19 protein-coding genes are annotated in these 17,152 nt (G+C 42.4%); 9 read left to right on the forward strand and 10 right to left on the reverse strand.

Annotated elements, in window-relative coordinates:
• The first annotated feature begins 2 nt into the window (after positions 1–2).
• The 9 genes from fliJ to fliR all read left to right on the forward strand — a co-directional run bounded on the left by fliJ (position 3) and on the right by fliR (position 6,178).
• The gene (fliJ, locus tag ACWPW6_RS12060; protein WP_154623798.1) at positions 3–446 is read left to right on the forward strand and encodes a flagellar export protein FliJ; all 444 of its coding nucleotides are present in this window, start codon (positions 3–5) and stop codon (positions 444–446) included.
• On the forward strand, positions 447–1,805 hold the full coding sequence (locus ACWPW6_RS12065; RefSeq protein WP_249999002.1) for a flagellar hook-length control protein FliK: 1,359 nt from the start codon (positions 447–449) through the stop codon (positions 1,803–1,805).
• Between the two features lie 163 nt (positions 1,806–1,968).
• A complete protein-coding gene (gene fliL, locus ACWPW6_RS12070; RefSeq protein ID WP_163862334.1) occupies positions 1,969–2,451 on the forward strand; it encodes a flagellar basal body-associated protein FliL in 483 nt (160 codons plus the stop codon).
• A gap of 5 nt (positions 2,452–2,456) precedes the next feature.
• On the forward strand, positions 2,457–3,464 hold the full coding sequence (gene fliM / locus ACWPW6_RS12075; protein WP_154623801.1) for a flagellar motor switch protein FliM: 1,008 nt from the start codon (positions 2,457–2,459) through the stop codon (positions 3,462–3,464).
• A complete protein-coding gene (gene fliN / locus ACWPW6_RS12080; RefSeq protein WP_154623802.1) occupies positions 3,457–3,873 on the forward strand; it encodes a flagellar motor switch protein FliN in 417 nt (138 codons plus the stop codon). Before fliM ends, fliN begins: the two co-directional genes overlap by 8 nt.
• A 19-nt stretch (positions 3,874–3,892) precedes the next feature.
• Positions 3,893–4,321, forward strand: a complete 429-nt coding sequence (fliO, locus tag ACWPW6_RS12085) for a flagellar biosynthetic protein FliO (protein WP_154623803.1) — start codon at positions 3,893–3,895, stop codon at positions 4,319–4,321.
• A gap of 12 nt (positions 4,322–4,333) precedes the next feature.
• On the forward strand, positions 4,334–5,077 hold the full coding sequence (gene fliP / locus ACWPW6_RS12090) for a flagellar type III secretion system pore protein FliP (RefSeq protein ID WP_154623804.1): 744 nt from the start codon (positions 4,334–4,336) through the stop codon (positions 5,075–5,077).
• 46 nt (positions 5,078–5,123) lie between these two features.
• Positions 5,124–5,393, forward strand: a complete 270-nt coding sequence (gene fliQ, locus ACWPW6_RS12095; protein ID WP_163862337.1) for a flagellar biosynthesis protein FliQ — start codon at positions 5,124–5,126, stop codon at positions 5,391–5,393.
• A gap of 2 nt (positions 5,394–5,395) precedes the next feature.
• Positions 5,396–6,178 carry a flagellar biosynthetic protein FliR gene (fliR, locus tag ACWPW6_RS12100; protein ID WP_154623806.1) on the forward strand — a complete coding sequence of 261 codons (783 nt, stop codon included), beginning with the start codon at positions 5,396–5,398 and terminating at the stop codon, positions 6,176–6,178.
• A gap of 1,171 nt (positions 6,179–7,349) precedes the next feature.
• On the opposite strand, the gene flgL is transcribed toward fliR, so the two are convergent.
• From flgL to flgC, 10 genes are all read right to left on the reverse strand, one after another.
• Positions 7,350–8,285, reverse strand: a complete 936-nt coding sequence (gene flgL / locus ACWPW6_RS12105; RefSeq protein ID WP_154622985.1) for a flagellar hook-associated protein FlgL — start codon at positions 8,283–8,285, stop codon at positions 7,350–7,352.
• Positions 8,286–8,313: 28 nt separating this feature from the next.
• Positions 8,314–9,954, reverse strand: coding sequence for a flagellar hook-associated protein FlgK (gene flgK, locus ACWPW6_RS12110; protein ID WP_249999004.1), 1,641 nt, complete (start codon positions 9,952–9,954; stop codon positions 8,314–8,316).
• 140 nt (positions 9,955–10,094) lie between these two features.
• Positions 10,095–11,075, reverse strand: a complete 981-nt coding sequence (flgJ, locus tag ACWPW6_RS12115) for a flagellar assembly peptidoglycan hydrolase FlgJ (RefSeq protein WP_163862343.1) — start codon at positions 11,073–11,075, stop codon at positions 10,095–10,097.
• Positions 11,075–12,178, reverse strand: coding sequence for a flagellar basal body P-ring protein FlgI (locus tag ACWPW6_RS12120; protein ID WP_154622982.1), 1,104 nt, complete (start codon positions 12,176–12,178; stop codon positions 11,075–11,077). Before ACWPW6_RS12120 ends, flgJ begins: the two co-directional genes overlap by 1 nt.
• A gap of 37 nt (positions 12,179–12,215) precedes the next feature.
• Entirely contained in the window at positions 12,216–12,983 is a 768-nt protein-coding gene (locus ACWPW6_RS12125) for a flagellar basal body L-ring protein FlgH (RefSeq protein WP_375097498.1), read from the reverse strand.
• A 90-nt stretch (positions 12,984–13,073) separates the two neighbouring features.
• Positions 13,074–13,856, reverse strand: a complete 783-nt coding sequence (gene flgG / locus ACWPW6_RS12130) for a flagellar basal-body rod protein FlgG (RefSeq protein WP_154622981.1) — start codon at positions 13,854–13,856, stop codon at positions 13,074–13,076.
• Positions 13,857–13,875: 19 nt separating this feature from the next.
• Positions 13,876–14,631 (reverse strand): flagellar basal body rod protein FlgF, encoded by a 756-nt coding sequence (locus tag ACWPW6_RS12135; RefSeq protein WP_154622980.1) that lies wholly within the window; start codon positions 14,629–14,631, stop codon positions 13,876–13,878.
• Between the two features lie 15 nt (positions 14,632–14,646).
• Positions 14,647–15,867: a flagellar hook protein FlgE gene (flgE, locus tag ACWPW6_RS12140; RefSeq protein WP_154622979.1), complete on the reverse strand. Its 1,221-nt coding sequence runs from the start codon at positions 15,865–15,867 to the stop codon at positions 14,647–14,649.
• 30 nt (positions 15,868–15,897) lie between these two features.
• Positions 15,898–16,731 carry a flagellar hook assembly protein FlgD gene (locus tag ACWPW6_RS12145; RefSeq protein ID WP_154622978.1) on the reverse strand — a complete coding sequence of 278 codons (834 nt, stop codon included), beginning with the start codon at positions 16,729–16,731 and terminating at the stop codon, positions 15,898–15,900.
• 12 nt (positions 16,732–16,743) lie between these two features.
• Complete coding sequence (flgC, locus tag ACWPW6_RS12150; RefSeq protein ID WP_154622977.1) at positions 16,744–17,148, reverse strand: flagellar basal body rod protein FlgC; 405 nt, start codon at positions 17,146–17,148, stop codon at positions 16,744–16,746.
• Between the last annotated feature and the right edge of the window lie 4 nt (positions 17,149–17,152).

A 17,152-nucleotide genomic window follows, 5' to 3' on the forward strand; every position in this document is an offset into this window, starting at 1 on the left:
AGATGAGTAAAAACAATGCGTTAACTACATTATTGAGTTTGGCTATTGAGGCTTCTGAGGAAGCCGCAAAGGTTTTAGCCCAAGTTAGACAAACGCAAGTACAGATGACTCAACAACTCAATATGCTAGAAAACTATCAGACTGAGTACCGACAAAAGCTCAATCAGACACTGCATAGCGGAATAGATGCCGATAAATGGCAAAACTATCAACAGTTTTTAGTGACATTAGAGCTGACAATTGAGCAACAGCAGCAACAGTTATCCCTATGGGAACAACGTGTCAATGAAGCAAACCGTCACTGGCAGGAAAAACAACAGCGGGTCAATGCTTTCGATACTTTAATTCAACGTGCTGAGCAGACTAAAAATCAGCGCTTAAGCCGATTAGAGCAAAAGCAAATGGATGAATATGCTCAACGTGCAACGTTACGGAGAAACCAATAAATGGACGTCAATACGCATAACGCCGCCAAGGCAGCCATCACAAACAGTAAAAATATCGGTAACGCACAACAAAACGAGCCGCGTTTTGAGGATAACCAAGCGCCTGCGGTGCCTTTTCAAGCCGTGTTGGATAACCAGCAGCCAGCGCCACAAAAAACATCGACTAATTATTCTACGTTAGAAAATGCGCCTAACAGCACCTCGGTGTCGACAAATACGCCGACAGCAGCGGCTGAGCGTGATACCTCACCGATTAAGGATAAAACTGAACACGCGATTGACCAGCTCAATTATAGCCGCCACATACGCAACGAAGCGAACCAACCGGCGTTACAGGCACAGTTACTGAACCAAGCAGATGCTGTCGAACAAGTGTGGTTAACCAACCTAAAAAGTGATTTAAATCAGCAAGCGCTTGCGTCGGTATCCACGAAGTTTGCCGATGGTCATCGTTCAGCTTTAGTGCCTTTTGCGCAAAAAACATCACCACTCAATAGCCAATTGGTCGCTAACCCCGACGCTGATGAGAGCATTGATTTTCGTGCACAAATGCAGCTAGCTGAAGATGAGGAGTCGACATCAATCGCGGCATTTATTAAAAACGAGAAACAAGAACGTAAAGACCAGCCGCTATTTTCCCTTAACGATAAACGCGAAATACCGGCTAAAGAGTTAACTCACGACTTTATGCCATTAAATAAAAAACTGGCTGATAAAGACCCACTTTCTGTAACACAAAACGTCTCCGTTATGGATAACAGTCAAAATATCAAAGGAGCATTTACATCAACTGTGGAGAATGGTTCCTTTCAGGTGACACCAACACAAACCGTGGTAGGCACAACTGTCAATTTGGCAGCACCACTCGTTAACTCACATGCAGCTTCCGCCAATATGCCTGTTGTGCCAATGCCATCCGCTGTGCCTTTAGGGAGTGACGCATGGCAACAGCAATTAAACCAACACATGTTGTTTTTCTCACGCCAAGGTATTTCACATGCGCAAATACGTTTACATCCAGAAGAGCTAGGCTCCTTGAATGTTCATCTGCGTATTGAAGATAACCAAGCGGTAATGCATTTTGTTTCGCCACATAGCCACGTACGGGCCGCCATGGAGACGATGATGCCGATGCTACGTAATGCGTTGCAGGAAAGTGGCATTCATCTTGCTCAAGGTTCGGTTGGGCAAGATAACTTTAGTGATCAAAATGGCTCAGATGCACATTCGCAAAACAGCCATGAACACCAACTTCATACCCGCCATTCTGTGGGAGGCGTTGTGAATAGTGACTCGGTAACCGCCACGCATATTACCTCGATTGCTCACTCTCGAGGAGGAATCGACACATTCGCTTAATTTTTAAACAAGAGGTGGTGATTTCCTATTTAAAGCGTCGAGTTACCCCCTTTTTGTTTCGTTTTTCCCCCCTTTAGTCTGGCTCAAGCAAGCCATAATGCTAAAGATACAAAATAAAAAGCCCATGTTGGGTTTGGTCTTCATAAATAGGAATTTTGCTAACATGTCGTCTTCAAGCAATGCATCTAAAAGTTCAAATAAAGGGCTGCTCGTACTGCTTACCCTTCTTGCCATTGCCGGTGTAGGTTTTGGTGGTTATACATGGTGGACAACACAGCAGATAGCAAAATCAGCAAATGAAGAAGACACCCCATCTAACATTAGCCAACCTATTTTTATGGATTTAGAACCTTTTACGGTCAATCTTCCCGGCCTCAATGAAGCCCCTGACCGTGTGTTGTATATCAATATTACATTACGTTTAGGCAATGAAAAATCACGTAAGCAACTGCATGACTACTTACCCGAAGTACGTAGCCGACTGCTATTACTGCTATCGGAACAAAAATCAAAAGTCCTCAGTAGTCATGAAGGTAAATTGCAATTAATGCAATCTATTAAAGACACTTTGTCGCCGACGATGATCCCTGGTGAAAAAGATCAGCAAATCACAGACGTACTATTTACGACATTTATTTTACGGTAATTCAGATGAGCGATAATATTTTATCTCAGGCTGAAATCGATGCGTTGCTCAATGATGACGCACCGGCGTCGAATGAATCAGCGACACAATCGAAAGACAAAGAACACATTCGTCCCTACGACCCAAATACGCAACGTCGCGTTATTCGTGAACGCATGCAATCTCTCGAAATTATTAATGAGCGCTTTGCTCGTCAATTTCGGATGGGGTTGTTTAATATGTTACGCCGTAGCCCGGATATTACTGTTGGGGGAATAAAGATCGAGCCTTATCATGAATTTGCTCGTAACTTGCCAGTTCCTACTAACTTGAACCTGATTCATATGCCGCCTTTGCGCGGTACGGCTTTATTCACTTTTGAGCCGGCCTTAGTGTATATCGCTGTCGATAACTTGTTTGGTGGTGATGGCCGGTTTCCCGTTCGTTCAGAAGGTAAGGAGTTCACCAATACTGAACAGCGCATCATCAACCGAATGCTAAAGCTAGCGCTTAGCGCTTATCGCGATGCTTGGAAACCTATCGCAGATATTGATGTGGAATATGTGCGCTCGGAAATGCAGGTGAAATTCACCAATATCACAACGTCACCGAATGACATTGTGGTGACAACCCCCTTTTTGGTTGAAATCGGCAATACCATCGGTGAATTTAGTATTTGTATTCCTATCGCCATGATAGAACCTTTACGTGAACGGTTAATTAACCCGCCAGTAGAGCAAGGCCACCAAGAAAATGAGGCTTGGGTGAGTAATTTAGTCACACAAGTCAAACGTTCTGAGTTAGAACTCGTCGCGAATTTTGTCGATATTCCATTACGAATATCTCGCTTACTGCAATTGCAAAAAGGGGATGTTATTCCTATCGAGAAGCCAGATCGCCTCATCGTGAGCGTTGATGGTGTGCCAGTATTAACCAGCCAATACGGCGCGCAAAATGGCCAATATGCATTGCGTGTAGAACATTTGATTAACCCTGTTTTAAACACTCTAGATGAGGAAAGTACCAATGAGTGAGGCGAAAAATTCTCCTGATGCATCAACCAATCACGACAGTGAAGATTTATGGGCTGAGGCATTAGAGCAACAAAAGAAAGCGGAATCCGCCTCTGCCGGTGCACAGGCGTTTGCAAATCTCGATGGCCAAAATGCACTCAATCAGCTGTCTGATATTAACCTGATTATGGATATCCCCGTTCGTCTTTCAGTCGAATTAGGGCGTACCAAAATGACGATCAAGAAGCTATTAAGTTTATCGCAAGGATCTGTCGTTGCGCTTGATGGATTAGCGGGTGAACCTTTGGATATCCTCATTAATGGCTATTTAATCGCCCAAGGTGAAGTGGTCGTGGTGTCAGATAACTATGGTATTCGCATCACCGACATTATTACGCCATCGGAACGTATGCGCCGTTTAAGTCGTTAATATGGCAATGGGGAGTGACATGAAAACAACACCATTTATTAGCCACACAGAACAGCCTAGCAGCCAAACGCCCCCGGCAATTAGCAACAGTGACAGCTTAGCGCAAATTTCAGGCGCTTTAGGCGGCATCATCTTATTGATACTCGCTGGCGCTTGGTTGGTAAAAAAAATCGGTTTTGCCCCAAAAAGTTTTGGTAAAAACCCATTAGTGAACGTGAAAAGTCACTGTTCACTCGGTAATAAAGAGCGTGTTGTGGTCGTTGAGATAAATAATGAATGGTTAGTGTTAGGTGTTACTGCACAATCCGTGAATTTGTTGCATCAATGCCCTGCTAAGCAAGCAACAACGTTAACATCGGTGACTGAACCACTGACATTTCAGTCTCTTCTGAAGAAAAAACAAGAAGCCGCTCAGCAAGCGGCCTCCAACATCTCCTCTTGTCAATAATTGGAAGCACACATGTTCCCTTTGAAATCTACCACTGTGATCGCTTCATTATTATTCATACTACCAACACACGCTCTGGCGGCTTTGCCTCCCATCATGAGTCAAACGCTACCTGATGGGGGTCAAAGCTGGTCATTGCCCGTTCAAACGCTACTTTTTTTAACTTTGCTTGGTTTTATTCCTGCACTTTTGTTAATGATGACCAGCTTTACACGCATTATCATTGTGTTAGGTCTATTACGTAACGCTCTTGGTACCCCTTCAGCGCCACCAAACCAAGTGTTATTAGGACTTGCGCTCTTTCTGACATTTTTTGTGATGTCACCTGTTGCAGACCAAGCTTATCGCGAAGCTTATCAACCGTTTAGTGAAGATAAGATCAGTTTAGAAACGGCTTTAGAACGGGGAACCGCCCCATTTCGTACCTTTATGCTAGGACAAACCCGTGAAACTGATTTAGCTCTGTTTGCTCGAATAGCAAAAGTCGGTGATATCCAAGAAGCTAAAGATGTTCCTATGCGAATTTTGGTGCCGGCTTTTATTACCAGCGAACTCAAAACCGCTTTTCAAATCGGATTTACCATTTTTATTCCATTTTTAATCATAGACTTAGTGGTTGCTAGTGTTTTGATGGCGCTCGGTATGATGATGGTTCCACCTGCGACAGTTTCGTTGCCATTTAAATTGATGTTATTTGTTTTAGTGGATGGCTGGCAGTTATTACTCGGTTCTTTATCACAAAGCTTTTTTAATTAGCAATAAACATCATTTATTCATTGAGTTATTTAAATAAGGAATAACGATGACACCTGAATCAGTTATGGCAATGGGTACCGAAGCGATGAAGATTGCTTTAATGTTAGCCGCCCCATTATTGCTCGCTGCACTATTCGCGGGGTTGATCATTAGCTTGCTGCAAGCGGCTACACAGGTGAATGAAATGACCCTATCATTTATTCCTAAAATTCTCTCTGTTATTGCTGTCATTATTATTGCGGGTCCATGGATGCTCAATTTATTGCTGGACTATATGCGCACCCTATTCAGTAATTTACCATTCATCATTGGCTAATCATGTTAACGATGACTAGTGAAACACTCACTCTCTGGCTCAGCCAAGGCTTTTATCCTTTCATACGCCTTTTAGCGCTGTTCGGTACAGCGCCCTTTTTTAATGAAAAACAATCGATTACTAAAGTCAGAGTGATATTAGCTTTTTTTGTGATTTTGATCGTATCGCCTCAACTTCCTGTCGTGAATATTCCATTATTTTCAGCAATGGGCTTATGGGTGATAGTGCAACAGCTGGTTATTGGCGTTGCTATAGGCTTAACCATGCAGATGGCATTTGCTGCTGTACGCCATGCAGGTGAAGTGATTGGTTTACAGATGGGATTATCTTTTGCCACCTTTTTCGACCCTACAGGTGGCCCTAATATGCCCATTTTAGGTCGAATTCTAAATCTGATTATGCTGTTGTTATTTCTCTCATTTGATGGACATTTATGGTTGATTTATATTCTTGTTCATTCATTTGAGCTGATCCCAATTCAGGTTTCGCCTCTAAATCGCGATGGATTTTGGTCATTGGTGCAATTTGCCAATAGCATTTTTATCAATGGGTTAATGTTGGCATTACCATTTATTACGCTATTTTTAATTCTTAACTTAGCACTGGGTATTCTGAATCGCATGACACCACAACTTTCTGTATTTGTGGTCGGTTTCCCACTGACACTCACGATTGGTATTAGCATGCTCGGGTTGATTATTTCAATTTTACCGCGTTATAGTGAACGCCTTATCCACCAAGCTTTTGAACAGCTTTCATTAATGTTTGGGTTATTTTCTGGATAAATAATACAGATGAATAATTTTAAAATAAGTAGTACCGCATATAACTACTTATTTGCACACCTATATTTCATTTAAACATTAATAAGAGTAAGTTAAACAGCAGCCTTAACTTAAGGTGCTTTGTTATAATAACTATTTCAATAAACATAATTAGTCCTTAATATACCTTAGTAAATAAAAAATCCATATTAACAGTAAAATTATCGAGGTTAAAATTATAAAAAACAACAGTCATTAAACATATAACCATATACCTATAATTGATATCAGTTGATAAATCATCATTTGTTCATCTCGCTAAAGGCTAACAAGCCTATAATAGCTATCACCTTGATATGGTTTATGTATTAATCTACCTGTACGGCAGTGAACGTTAACAGTAAAATCATCGATTTCTAAGCTGATAAGATATCAGTAAAATTAACATATATAATAAATAGTTAACGAGAAACATTTAAAAAGCGACTTAAATGTATTATTTTGAATATCAATAAAACCACATAAATTAATTTCAACATATCACGTTAAGTATTGATAAAAGTAACACACTCGCCTTAACATGCCAAATCAAATATTGATAGAGATAAAGTATCTAATAATTGAAATGATCACTCTTATTAATATATATTAACCTCTATATCTCCGACTAAAACCTATTCATTATAAAAGTATTCTAATTATTCATTAATATATAGCGTCGATTTCGTGATTTCTAAGCTGCCTATACGGCAGTGAACAAGTTACAGCAGGGTCAACGCCTCAATCGACATTTCTAAGCTGCCTATACGGCAGTGAACTTATGTGATTTAACCAAAGGATATATTTGCAATTTCTAAGCTGCCTATACGGCAGTAAACTGGAGGTATTGTAATTCCAGATGGCATTAATATTTCTAAGCTGCCTATACGGCAGTAAACGATAGCCTAGCAAATAAAATGCGTTAGACAACAATAAATTAAGCTAATTATTGGCTAAATACCTTCTTTTTTTACTACCTTAGTAACATCTTGTTTTATCAGAAATTTTTAAAGAGCAAAAATAAAAAGGTAAATAAAGGGTAAAACATACGAAGAAAAATACAATGGTTTGATAGGAAAAATATGAACAAGAGGGAAAAAGAAGTGGGTAAACCAATTAGCCAGCCTCAACCCAATTGAAGCTGGCTAATAAATTAGCGACCGCCAAACAGTGACATGCTATTTAAATCTTTAAAAATATCCTGAGACGCTTGGAACATTGCCATCTCTTTATAATAGTCTGATGTTGCCCCTGTCCAATTTGTATCTAACAAATTACTCATACGCTGACTATTTTGAATACTGCGCGTATCTGCAAGGAAATCTAACTTATCAATTTCTTGCAATTGCAACCCTTGCTTAGCCTCAATGTTTGAAATCTTATCTAACGCCGATTTAATTGCTGAGTTCGCCTCACCCAATGCTTTTTGAGCAGCCTCTCGCTCAGCTTGAGTCGCATTTTCTTGTGGTGTTTTCAATGCAGCAATACCTGCATTTAATCTTTTAAACACCTCAACCGTATTCGTGCTATCTGTTGTAAATACTTGAGCACCAGTGAAATAGGTTGTCATTTCGCGATCGCTCGATACATTCTGCATAATCGCTTTATCGCCGCCTTTATAGATCACTTCACCACTTGCATCGACCTCAAATGGGGGCTTATCCGATTTAAAACCAGCAAAAATATAACGGCCATTACCATCGGTTGTATTACCCAAAGCAACCAACTGGTCCTTTAAGCCACTTAATTGTTCTGCAAGAGATAATCTATCGCTATCGCTTAAACTGGCTTGGTTGGAAGCTTGAATAATAGTTGTATCGATCTGAGTTGTTATATCCGTCATTTGAGTCAAAATACTCATTTGCAACAACATACCGGTTTTTGCAAACCCTCGGCTTGCGACATATTGCTGATTACGGTTTTCTGACTGATTAATTCGTACCGCCTGTGAGGATGCTTGAGGGTCATCCGATGGCTTACTCACTCGTTTTCCCGACGCTAATTGACTGCCTGCATCCATCCAACGTGCTTGTGCATTGTTCATGTCTTGCAAACGTTGGTGATAAATCATATTAGTACTTAAACGCATAATAGAATCCTTTTTAATTCACTGAAACTTAGAACGCTCTCATCAAGGCATTGAACAGGTCATCAACGGTTTTTAGTACCTGTGCATTGGCATTAAAAAACTGTTGGATTTTTTGCATCTGAATACTTTCTTCGTTCATATTGACGCCAGAAATAGCCTGCTGCTGCTCATAGAAGCTTTCTGTCATTTTATTTTGTGTTTCGGAATCAATTTGCGCTTGCTTTGTTTGGTTACCAACATCATTGACGATAGTGGCGTAATAATCTGAGAATGTCGATGTTCCCCCCACTAATTTTTGATCTTGGAGTTTTACTAGCTCTTTTAAATTTTCATTATCACCAGGGCCACTACCTTTACTGCCCGCAGCAGCAAAATTTGCCGCCTCACTCACCAACGTCTGCATACCGTTGATGACACCATTGACTGGTTTTACTAAGAATGCGTCACCACTTTGTGCATTATTATTGCTAATCTTCAACGTAATACCATCAAACTTCAGTGTATCCGCGGTTGACGTATCCACAGTGACTTTAGTCCCTTCTGGTAACCTTGTGACATCCCAATTTTTACCATCGAAGCGCATCTCATAATTATTACCCGTCACTTGAGAGACATCACTGTAGTGAAAATCGAAATCCGCTTGGCCCCGATTAAAGGTATTGCTGACGACATTCCCTTTTCCAATTTCGAAAAAGTCCTTACCTGTATTGCCGTTAGCGTCAAAGCCCTTTTGATGGATCTCATTAAATTTACTCGCAAAGACCAATGCTAATTTATTGATTTTTTGATAAGCAGGATCAATAACTTCTTTGCGTGAACGTAAAACACCACTGAGCTCGCCACCACGAAATGCATCATCCGGAATTTCTCGCGCTTGCCCATTCGCTCCCACAAACCCAATACTGAAACGGCTATCATCTTGTGAGGACGGAACCGCTTCTAAACGGTTAGCGTGTTCCCCTGTGACTAATGGCAAGCCATTTGCGAAGGTAACGTTATAATTCCCATTTTGTTCGATGACTTTTACACCAACTAATGAGTTAATTTCACTGACTAAGCGATCACGTACATCAAGCAGGTCATTCGGTTCGGAACCACTCACAGAGCGTACTCGAGCAATCTGCTGGTTCAGACCTGCGATTTTTTCCGCATAGGTATTAATGTCTCTCACCTTAGTTTCAATTTGGCGATTAACATCACGCTCCATGTCTTGCAGTCGTCGATTTGCTTCTTTAAATTGACCAACTAATGCATTTGACTTACCCAAAAAAACATCAATCAGTGTCTTATCACTCGCATCACTACTCGCAGCATCAAGAGCAGTAAAGAAGCTACCGATATTACTGGAAATATCTTCGATATCATTAGTGAGCAAATCATCAACTTGGCTACTGTTTTTCGCATAAGCCTCATATTCACCACTACGAGCCCGTGATTGACCGTATTGCTGGTTGATAAACTCATCAAATTCGCGGCGAACATGGCTGAAATAGGTGCCGTTACCAAAATAGCCGTTAGGTGTCATTGTGCCGGGATTCTCCCCGAAAACAGCACTTTGGCGGTGATAATAACCGACACCAGCGTTAGCTAAGTTATTAGAAATAACACTTAACCCACCTTGTGCCGCATTCACACCACTAAGCGCATTATTCATTACATTATTCAGCATAAGCTTTTCCTTTATCTGGTGCTTATCGCCATGGCTTATCGATGAAACCGTCGCAATATCAACCCAAATTTTTTCATTGCTTTAGTTATCGGAAAAATGCCGTAAACATTTAGTGCTTAAGGCACCTTTCTAATAAAAAATTAAAAAATATCACTGAGATCGACGGTATACGCTTGAACCGCTTTCGAGGCTGTTTTATCGACCCCATGATGACTACGAATTTGGTTAATCAAAGCAATTAACTTATCCGAGTAGTTAGGGTCTGTTGCATAACCGGCTTGATGTAAACGGCGTGCCGCAACTTCCGGTGATTGCGCATGCTTAACGCTGTGATAACGAGGGTTTTCGGTGAGTAAATTAATGTAGTCCGCAATCGCTTCTTCATAAGAAGCATAAACGCGAAAATTATCACGCATTTTCATGCTTTTACCGTTAATCACCTCGGTCGTCATAATGTTAGTCACAGGTCCTTGCCAGCTTTTCCCTGCTTTAATACCGAATAGGTTATGACTGGCTTTCCCTTCTGCCGTTAAAATTTCTCTGCGACCCCAACCACTTTCCAGCGCGGCTTGAGCAAGCACTAACAGAGGCGATATACCACTTTTTTGACTCGCGGCTTTGGCTGGCTCAATAAGCTGACTGATAAAGTTTTGGCTATTTAGCGAGAGGGATTTGACTTTTCCCATTGGTGATGACAATGCATCACCTAATGGCGCAAAACGGCGTACAATTTGAGCCATTGCTGGATTAGGCAGCGAATCCAGTAACTTACTCTCCATACTGAATGGCTTTATTGGTTCTTCGGGGGAGGAAGTCTCACCTTGAGTTTGTTTTAACTGCTGATACATCATTTCGCCGAACCCTAATCCTTTATTCGACAAATCTTGAGCAATTTGTTGATCATACATACTGGTCAGCATGCGTGTTTGATCGCTGGAAAATAAGCCATCTTGAGGTAGCGCATCACGCATACTTTTCAACATCATTTGCACAAATGTCGCTTCCAGTTGTTGGGTGACTTGACGTAACCCTTTATCTGGGGAATCAGCAATTTCACGTTTTAGGCTACTGAGCGACTGCAAATCAAATGCCGCACCTTGCATGAGTTGCATATCATTCATTAGATGATCTCCAACTTAGCACGTAAACAACCCGCGCTCTCCATCGCTTGTAAAATAGACATTAAATCTGTTGGCGTTGCGCCTAAAGTATTCAGCGCCTGTATGACTTGGTTCAGCTGTACACTTGCGTTCACTTTTTGTAGCGCGCCACCTTGCTCACGAAGGCCGATATTCGTATTACGCGTCACTACGGTTTGTCCGCCAGCAAACGGCGTGTCCGGTTGGCTTACTTGCGTTTGCCTATCAACCATCACAGATAAGCTGCCATGTGCCACGGCACAGCTTTCTAATGTCACACTGCGATTGATCACGACTGAACCTGTACGCGAGTTAAGGATAACTTTCGCTTCAGCAATCGGCGTGCGAACGTTCAACTCTTGGACTTGTGCAAGAAAACGTACTTGCTCACTATTCGTCATCGGCACACGTAGCTGTACTGTGCGAGAATCTAATGGTGTTGCTGTGCCTGCCCCACGTAACCGATTGATCGCATCACTAATATCTTGAGCTAATGTGAAACTATCGTCATTAAGTTGTAGATTGATTACACCATTTTGGCCGAAACTCGTTGGGAGTTCACGTTCTATCGTGGCTCCTCCAGTGATCCGCCCACCAGCCAATTGGTTAACTTTGATACTACTCCCCCCCGCACTGGCGCCTGCTCCCCCGACTAAAATGTTGCCTTGTGCCATCGCATAAATTTGTCCATCAACCCCTTTCAAAGGCGTCATTAGCAATGTTCCTCCGCGTAGGCTTTTCGCATTCCCCATTGAAGAAACAACAACATCGAGTGACTGACCAGAACGAGCAAAAGGCGGTAATTTAGCGGTGACCATAACGGCCGCCACATTTTTCAATTGCATATTGGTGCCAGGAGGAACCGTGATCCCCATCTGAGATAACATGTTACTCAAGCTTTGGGTGGTAAATGGCGTTTGCATGGTTTGGTCACCCGTGCCATCCAGCCCGACCACCAATCCATAACCAATTAACGCGTTATCACGCACACCCTGCACCGTAGTTAAATCCTTGATGCGCTCACCATTAACGGGGGCAACAAACACACAGAGTAGTGTCAGCAGAAGGGTCACTAATTTATTCATTCGATTATCTCTACGAGTTTACAGCTCAATTTTCACCTTAATAAGGCGAAACATTTAAGAAAAAGCGTTGCAACCAGCCCATGGTTTGTGATTCGTTAATATAACCATCACCGACATATTCAATACGTGCATCCGCCACTTGTGTGGAACTGACATTATTATCCGCACCAATTGTTCGAGGGTTCACAACACCCGAAAAGCGAATCGATTCTGTACCTTGATTGATAGCAATGCGTTTTTCACCAACAACATGTAAGTTGCCATTCGCTAAGAGTTGATCGACCGTGACGGTGATTGTGCCTTTAAATGTATTATTAGCATTTGCTCCTCCCTTCCCCGTAAAATCGCTACTTCCTTTCACATCCAATTCGGTATTGCTACCCCCTAACCAGCCCTGCATAAAACCGGGTAAAATGGCGGCTAAAAAACCTGTTTTGCCACTACGATTCGCATTGGCCGATGAGTTCTTACTGGCGCTAACATTCTCTTGCAAGTTAATCGTTAAAATATCCCCCACATTACGAGGCCGCCTATCTTCAAACAGTGGCTGATAGCCATAATATGCAGGCTGTGCACTTTGAAAAATGGCGCCATTAGGTGCAGGTGCGGTCGGTGCTGTCGGTAACGCACTTGTCTGCGTATCCACCAGAGGACGAGGTTTGACATAAGCGCAGCCACTGATAGCGAATACCAATGTCAGCACGAGAACCTTACTGGGTGAAAATAATGAATTTTCCTTATTTTGAGGGACAATACCGCTTTTCATCATCATGGTGCTCTTTAGCTGCTGTATCTGTTTTATCATCACGTTGAATTCCCTCTCATTCGCCAAATGACAACCTGCAATCATCCGCAAATTGCCATTTAGCTTGTACTGGATTGCTATTCCATCAAATTAAAGTTGTGTTAAACGTTGCAGCATCTGGTCAGAAGCAGAAACCGCTTTACTGTTAATTTCATAGGCACGTTGAGTTTGGATCATATTGACTAACTCCTCTGCAACGTTAACGTTCGAGGTTTCCAGCATATGTTGATACAGCAAGCCAGCACCGTTAGTGCCCGGCGCACTTTCATTTGGAGCGCCTGAGCTGGCAGTTTCCATATAGAGGTTTTCCCCCATACTTTCTAAGCCTGCATCATTAATAAAGGTTGTCAGTGTGATTTGCCCAATTTGTTGTGGTTGGTTATCACCATAAACTGTGATTGAAACGGTACCGTCCGAGGCAATAGAAAGGCTATTTGCATTATCTGGGATGGTAATTGCCGGCACGATCTGGTAACCACTGGAGGTGACTAATTGGCCATCCTGATTAGGCTGTAGAGCGCCATCACGGGTATAAGCGTCGCTACCATCAGGCATCTGCACGTGTAAAAAACCTTGCCCTTTAATCGCAATATCCGTGGTATTCCCTGTTTTATTCAACGCACCTTGGCTATGTATACGCATTGTTGCGACAGGACGGGAACCCGTACCCAATTGTAACCCCGATGGCAAAGACGTTTGCTCTGAGCTCATTGCCCCCGGTTGACGAACATTTTGATATAACAAGTCTTCAAATACAGCACGCTGACGTTTAAAACCATTAGTACTGACGTTTGCCAAGTTGTTGGAAATAACATCAAGGTTGGTTTGTTGGGTATCAAGCCCAGTTTTCGCAATCCATAGAGAACGGATCATGGTGATTCCTTACTAAAAATTAGCTAACGGCAAGCAGTTGGTTGGCTTTTTGTGCATTTTCATCCGCACTACGTACCACTTTCATCTGCATTTCAAAATATCTCGCATTGGCGATCATCGACACCATAGCTTCAGCCGCATTAACATTGCTGCCTTCAATCACTCCCGATGTGAGTGATGCTCGTTCACTTTGTGCCAGCACATCACCATTCGCGGCTATTGCCTGTGGTGAGAGATGAAATAATCCATCTTCACCGCGTAGCAAATCCTGAGGTTGAGCTTCCACAATTTTCAAACGACCAATTTGACCTAACATGGTTGGCGGATCGGTGGCGAGTAGCGCGGTGACCGTACCATCCTCACCAATGGTTAATTCAGCATTTGGGGGAACGTTAATTGGCCCGCCATCACCTTGTAAACGGTGTTCACCAATCACCAGCTCACCCTCAGATGAAATTTGGATGTTCCCGTTACGTGTATAAGCCTCACTGCCATCAGCAAGTTCAACCGCTAAGAAATGCTTATCGTTCAATGAAACATCCATCGGCCGGCCGGTATAATTAAGCGGCCCTTGGCTCATATCAGCGCCTGGCGTTGAAGCAACGACTAACGTACGTGTTTGCTCGCTATCACCATTAATCGGAACAGCGCGCATCGCCGCTAACTGTGCTTTAAAACCAGAGGTAGAAACATTCGCAATGTTGTTAGAAACAATCGCTTGGTTTTCAAGCGCATGTCGAGCTCCACCCATTGCGGTATAAATGACGTGATCCATGGCCACCCTCTACTATTAACGTAAATTAACCATCGTTTGCAGCATCTGATCTTGGGTTTTGATTGTCTGCGCGTTCGATTGGTAGTTACGTTGCATCACAATCATATTGATCAGCTCTTGGCTCATATCAACGTTAGAAGACTCTAACGCTCCACTCGTCAATTTCCCGAATTGACCAACCCCCGGTACGCCATCCATTGGGTTACCTGACGCATTTGATGATGCCCACACGTTACCGCCTTGTGAAACTAAACCACTTGGATTAGCAAAAGCAGACAGGGCCACTTGACCAACCACTCGCTTTTGTTGGTTTGAGTAGTTAGCAACAATCAGACCGTTGTCTTCTATTTTAAAATTGGTGTACTCACCGGCAGGATAGCCATTAACATCAATAGCACTGACAGAAGATTCACTGACTTTTTGCTGACGAGTTTTATTTAAGTCAACCTGCAATGTGCCATCATTAGCGCCATTCAATCCGTTGTAATCAAATGCAAAAACGGCATTCGTTGGGCTGGCTAAGCGACCATTACCATCGAATTCTAGGTCACCTAATTTTTTCGCCACCTTATCGCCTGAGTCTCTTCCATAAGCCGTCCATTTATTGTCATCCGTTTTAACAAAATAAACTGAAATTTCATGGGTGTTACCTTGGCTATCAAAGGCACTCATTGTGGTACTAAAGTTATAACTTCCTGTGTCATCAGGGTTATTAACATCAAATGGTTTTGATTTAACTTTATCTTCGGAGTTTAGATTAATAGTGAGCTTTGCCGTATCAGATGCTCTTGCATCCATCATATCCGTTGGGATATTTAATCCTTGAGGTACGCCACCGCTTTGAACAACGATATTGCCATTTTCATCTAAACCCGCTGGGTAACCCGTAATAATCATTCCTTGGTTATTCACCAGATTACCGCTTTTATCGCGCGTAAATTGTCCATCACGGCTATAAAAGATATCGCCGTTTTGATTTTGAACTCGGAAAAAGCCATTACCAGAAATTGCCACATCTGTCGGTCTATCCGTCCGAGTAATTGGACCATCTTTAAAATTTTGAGTGACTGCCGCAACGTTAACACCCAGACCTACGCCTGAACCGGCAAACATATCGGCAAAAGAGGTGGTCGCCCCTTTGAAACCATTGGTTGCGGAGTTGGCAATGTTATTACCAATCGTATCAAGCCCCGCTGAGGCGGCATTTAAGCCACTAACTGCTTGTGAAAAAGACATGTGTTCTCCATGACGGTTTGGGGAATAAAATTAAGATGATGGGTAGACCTTAAAAATGCTGCTAAGTGGCACACTCTGCCCTATCCCAACATCCAATAAAGGCGCATCAGTGCCCGGTGTGACACCATTCACTCGGGTATAACCCAGCTTAGTGACTTCTATCTCAGCACCGTTTTTAATGGCCTTTACATCAAAGAAATATTTACTTTTAGTATCTGCAACTAATTGACCGTTGTTATCACGGCCATCCCACGACATATCGTAAATATCGGGTTTTACTTCTGTTTCGTAAGAAATCGTACGAACCACTGCCCTATTTTTGTCACGAATGGTGATCTCAACGCTGTCTGCGTGTTTAGGTAGGAAGAAACCAAATGGTGAAGAAATGTAATCGTCTTGAGATACCTCACTCTCATCACCACTATCATTTAACACCGACAAACTACGGTTGAGTTCATCATCAGGTAGAGGATTTGTTGGCTTAGAAATATCGCTATTTTCACCACTTTCTTGTTTTTTAAGCGGTGCAAGCACAATTTCATTACGCGGTATCAAAACCCCTTTTCCTACTAATTGGGTTGCTTGCAACGATTGACCTGAACCGATTTGACTTGAGATCCCGCTGACTTTATCGCTCAACTTATTCATGCTTTCGAGAGTTGCAATTTGGGCAAGTTGACTCGTCAAGTCCGTGTTTTCCATCGGCTTGGTGGGATCCTGATTTTGCATCTGCGTCACGATCATTTTTAAAAATGTGTCACGCATATCATCTGTTTGACTTTTTGTTGGAATATTACTTTTCAATGGCTCAGGGCCAGTCGTTGTATTATCCAAAGAATCATACATTGTGGCTGCAATGCCCATTTTGCTTCCTCGTTACTGGCCTATGGTTAAGGTTTTTTGAAGCAACGTTTTCGCGGTGTTCATTACTTCTAAATTCGCTTGATAGCTACGGGAAGCAGAAATCGTGTTGATCATTTCACCAACCATATCGACATTAGGCATACGTACATAACCTTTCTCATCGGCTAATGGATGACCGGGCTTATATTCCATACGTGGCGGTGTAGGATCTTCAATCAGTTGGCTGACTCGCACACCACCGACTTCATTGCGACCTTGAGGCGACATTTGAAAGACCACTTGTTTCGCACGGAAAGGTTCACTGTCAGGGCCAACGACACTTTCTGCGTTAGCCATATTGCTGGCACTCACATTGAGGCGCTGTGATTGAGCCGTCAATGCAGATGCTGAAATATCGAAAATACTTAATAAAGCCATAATC

This window comes from Providencia sp. Marseille-Q8014, assembly GCF_965112055.1.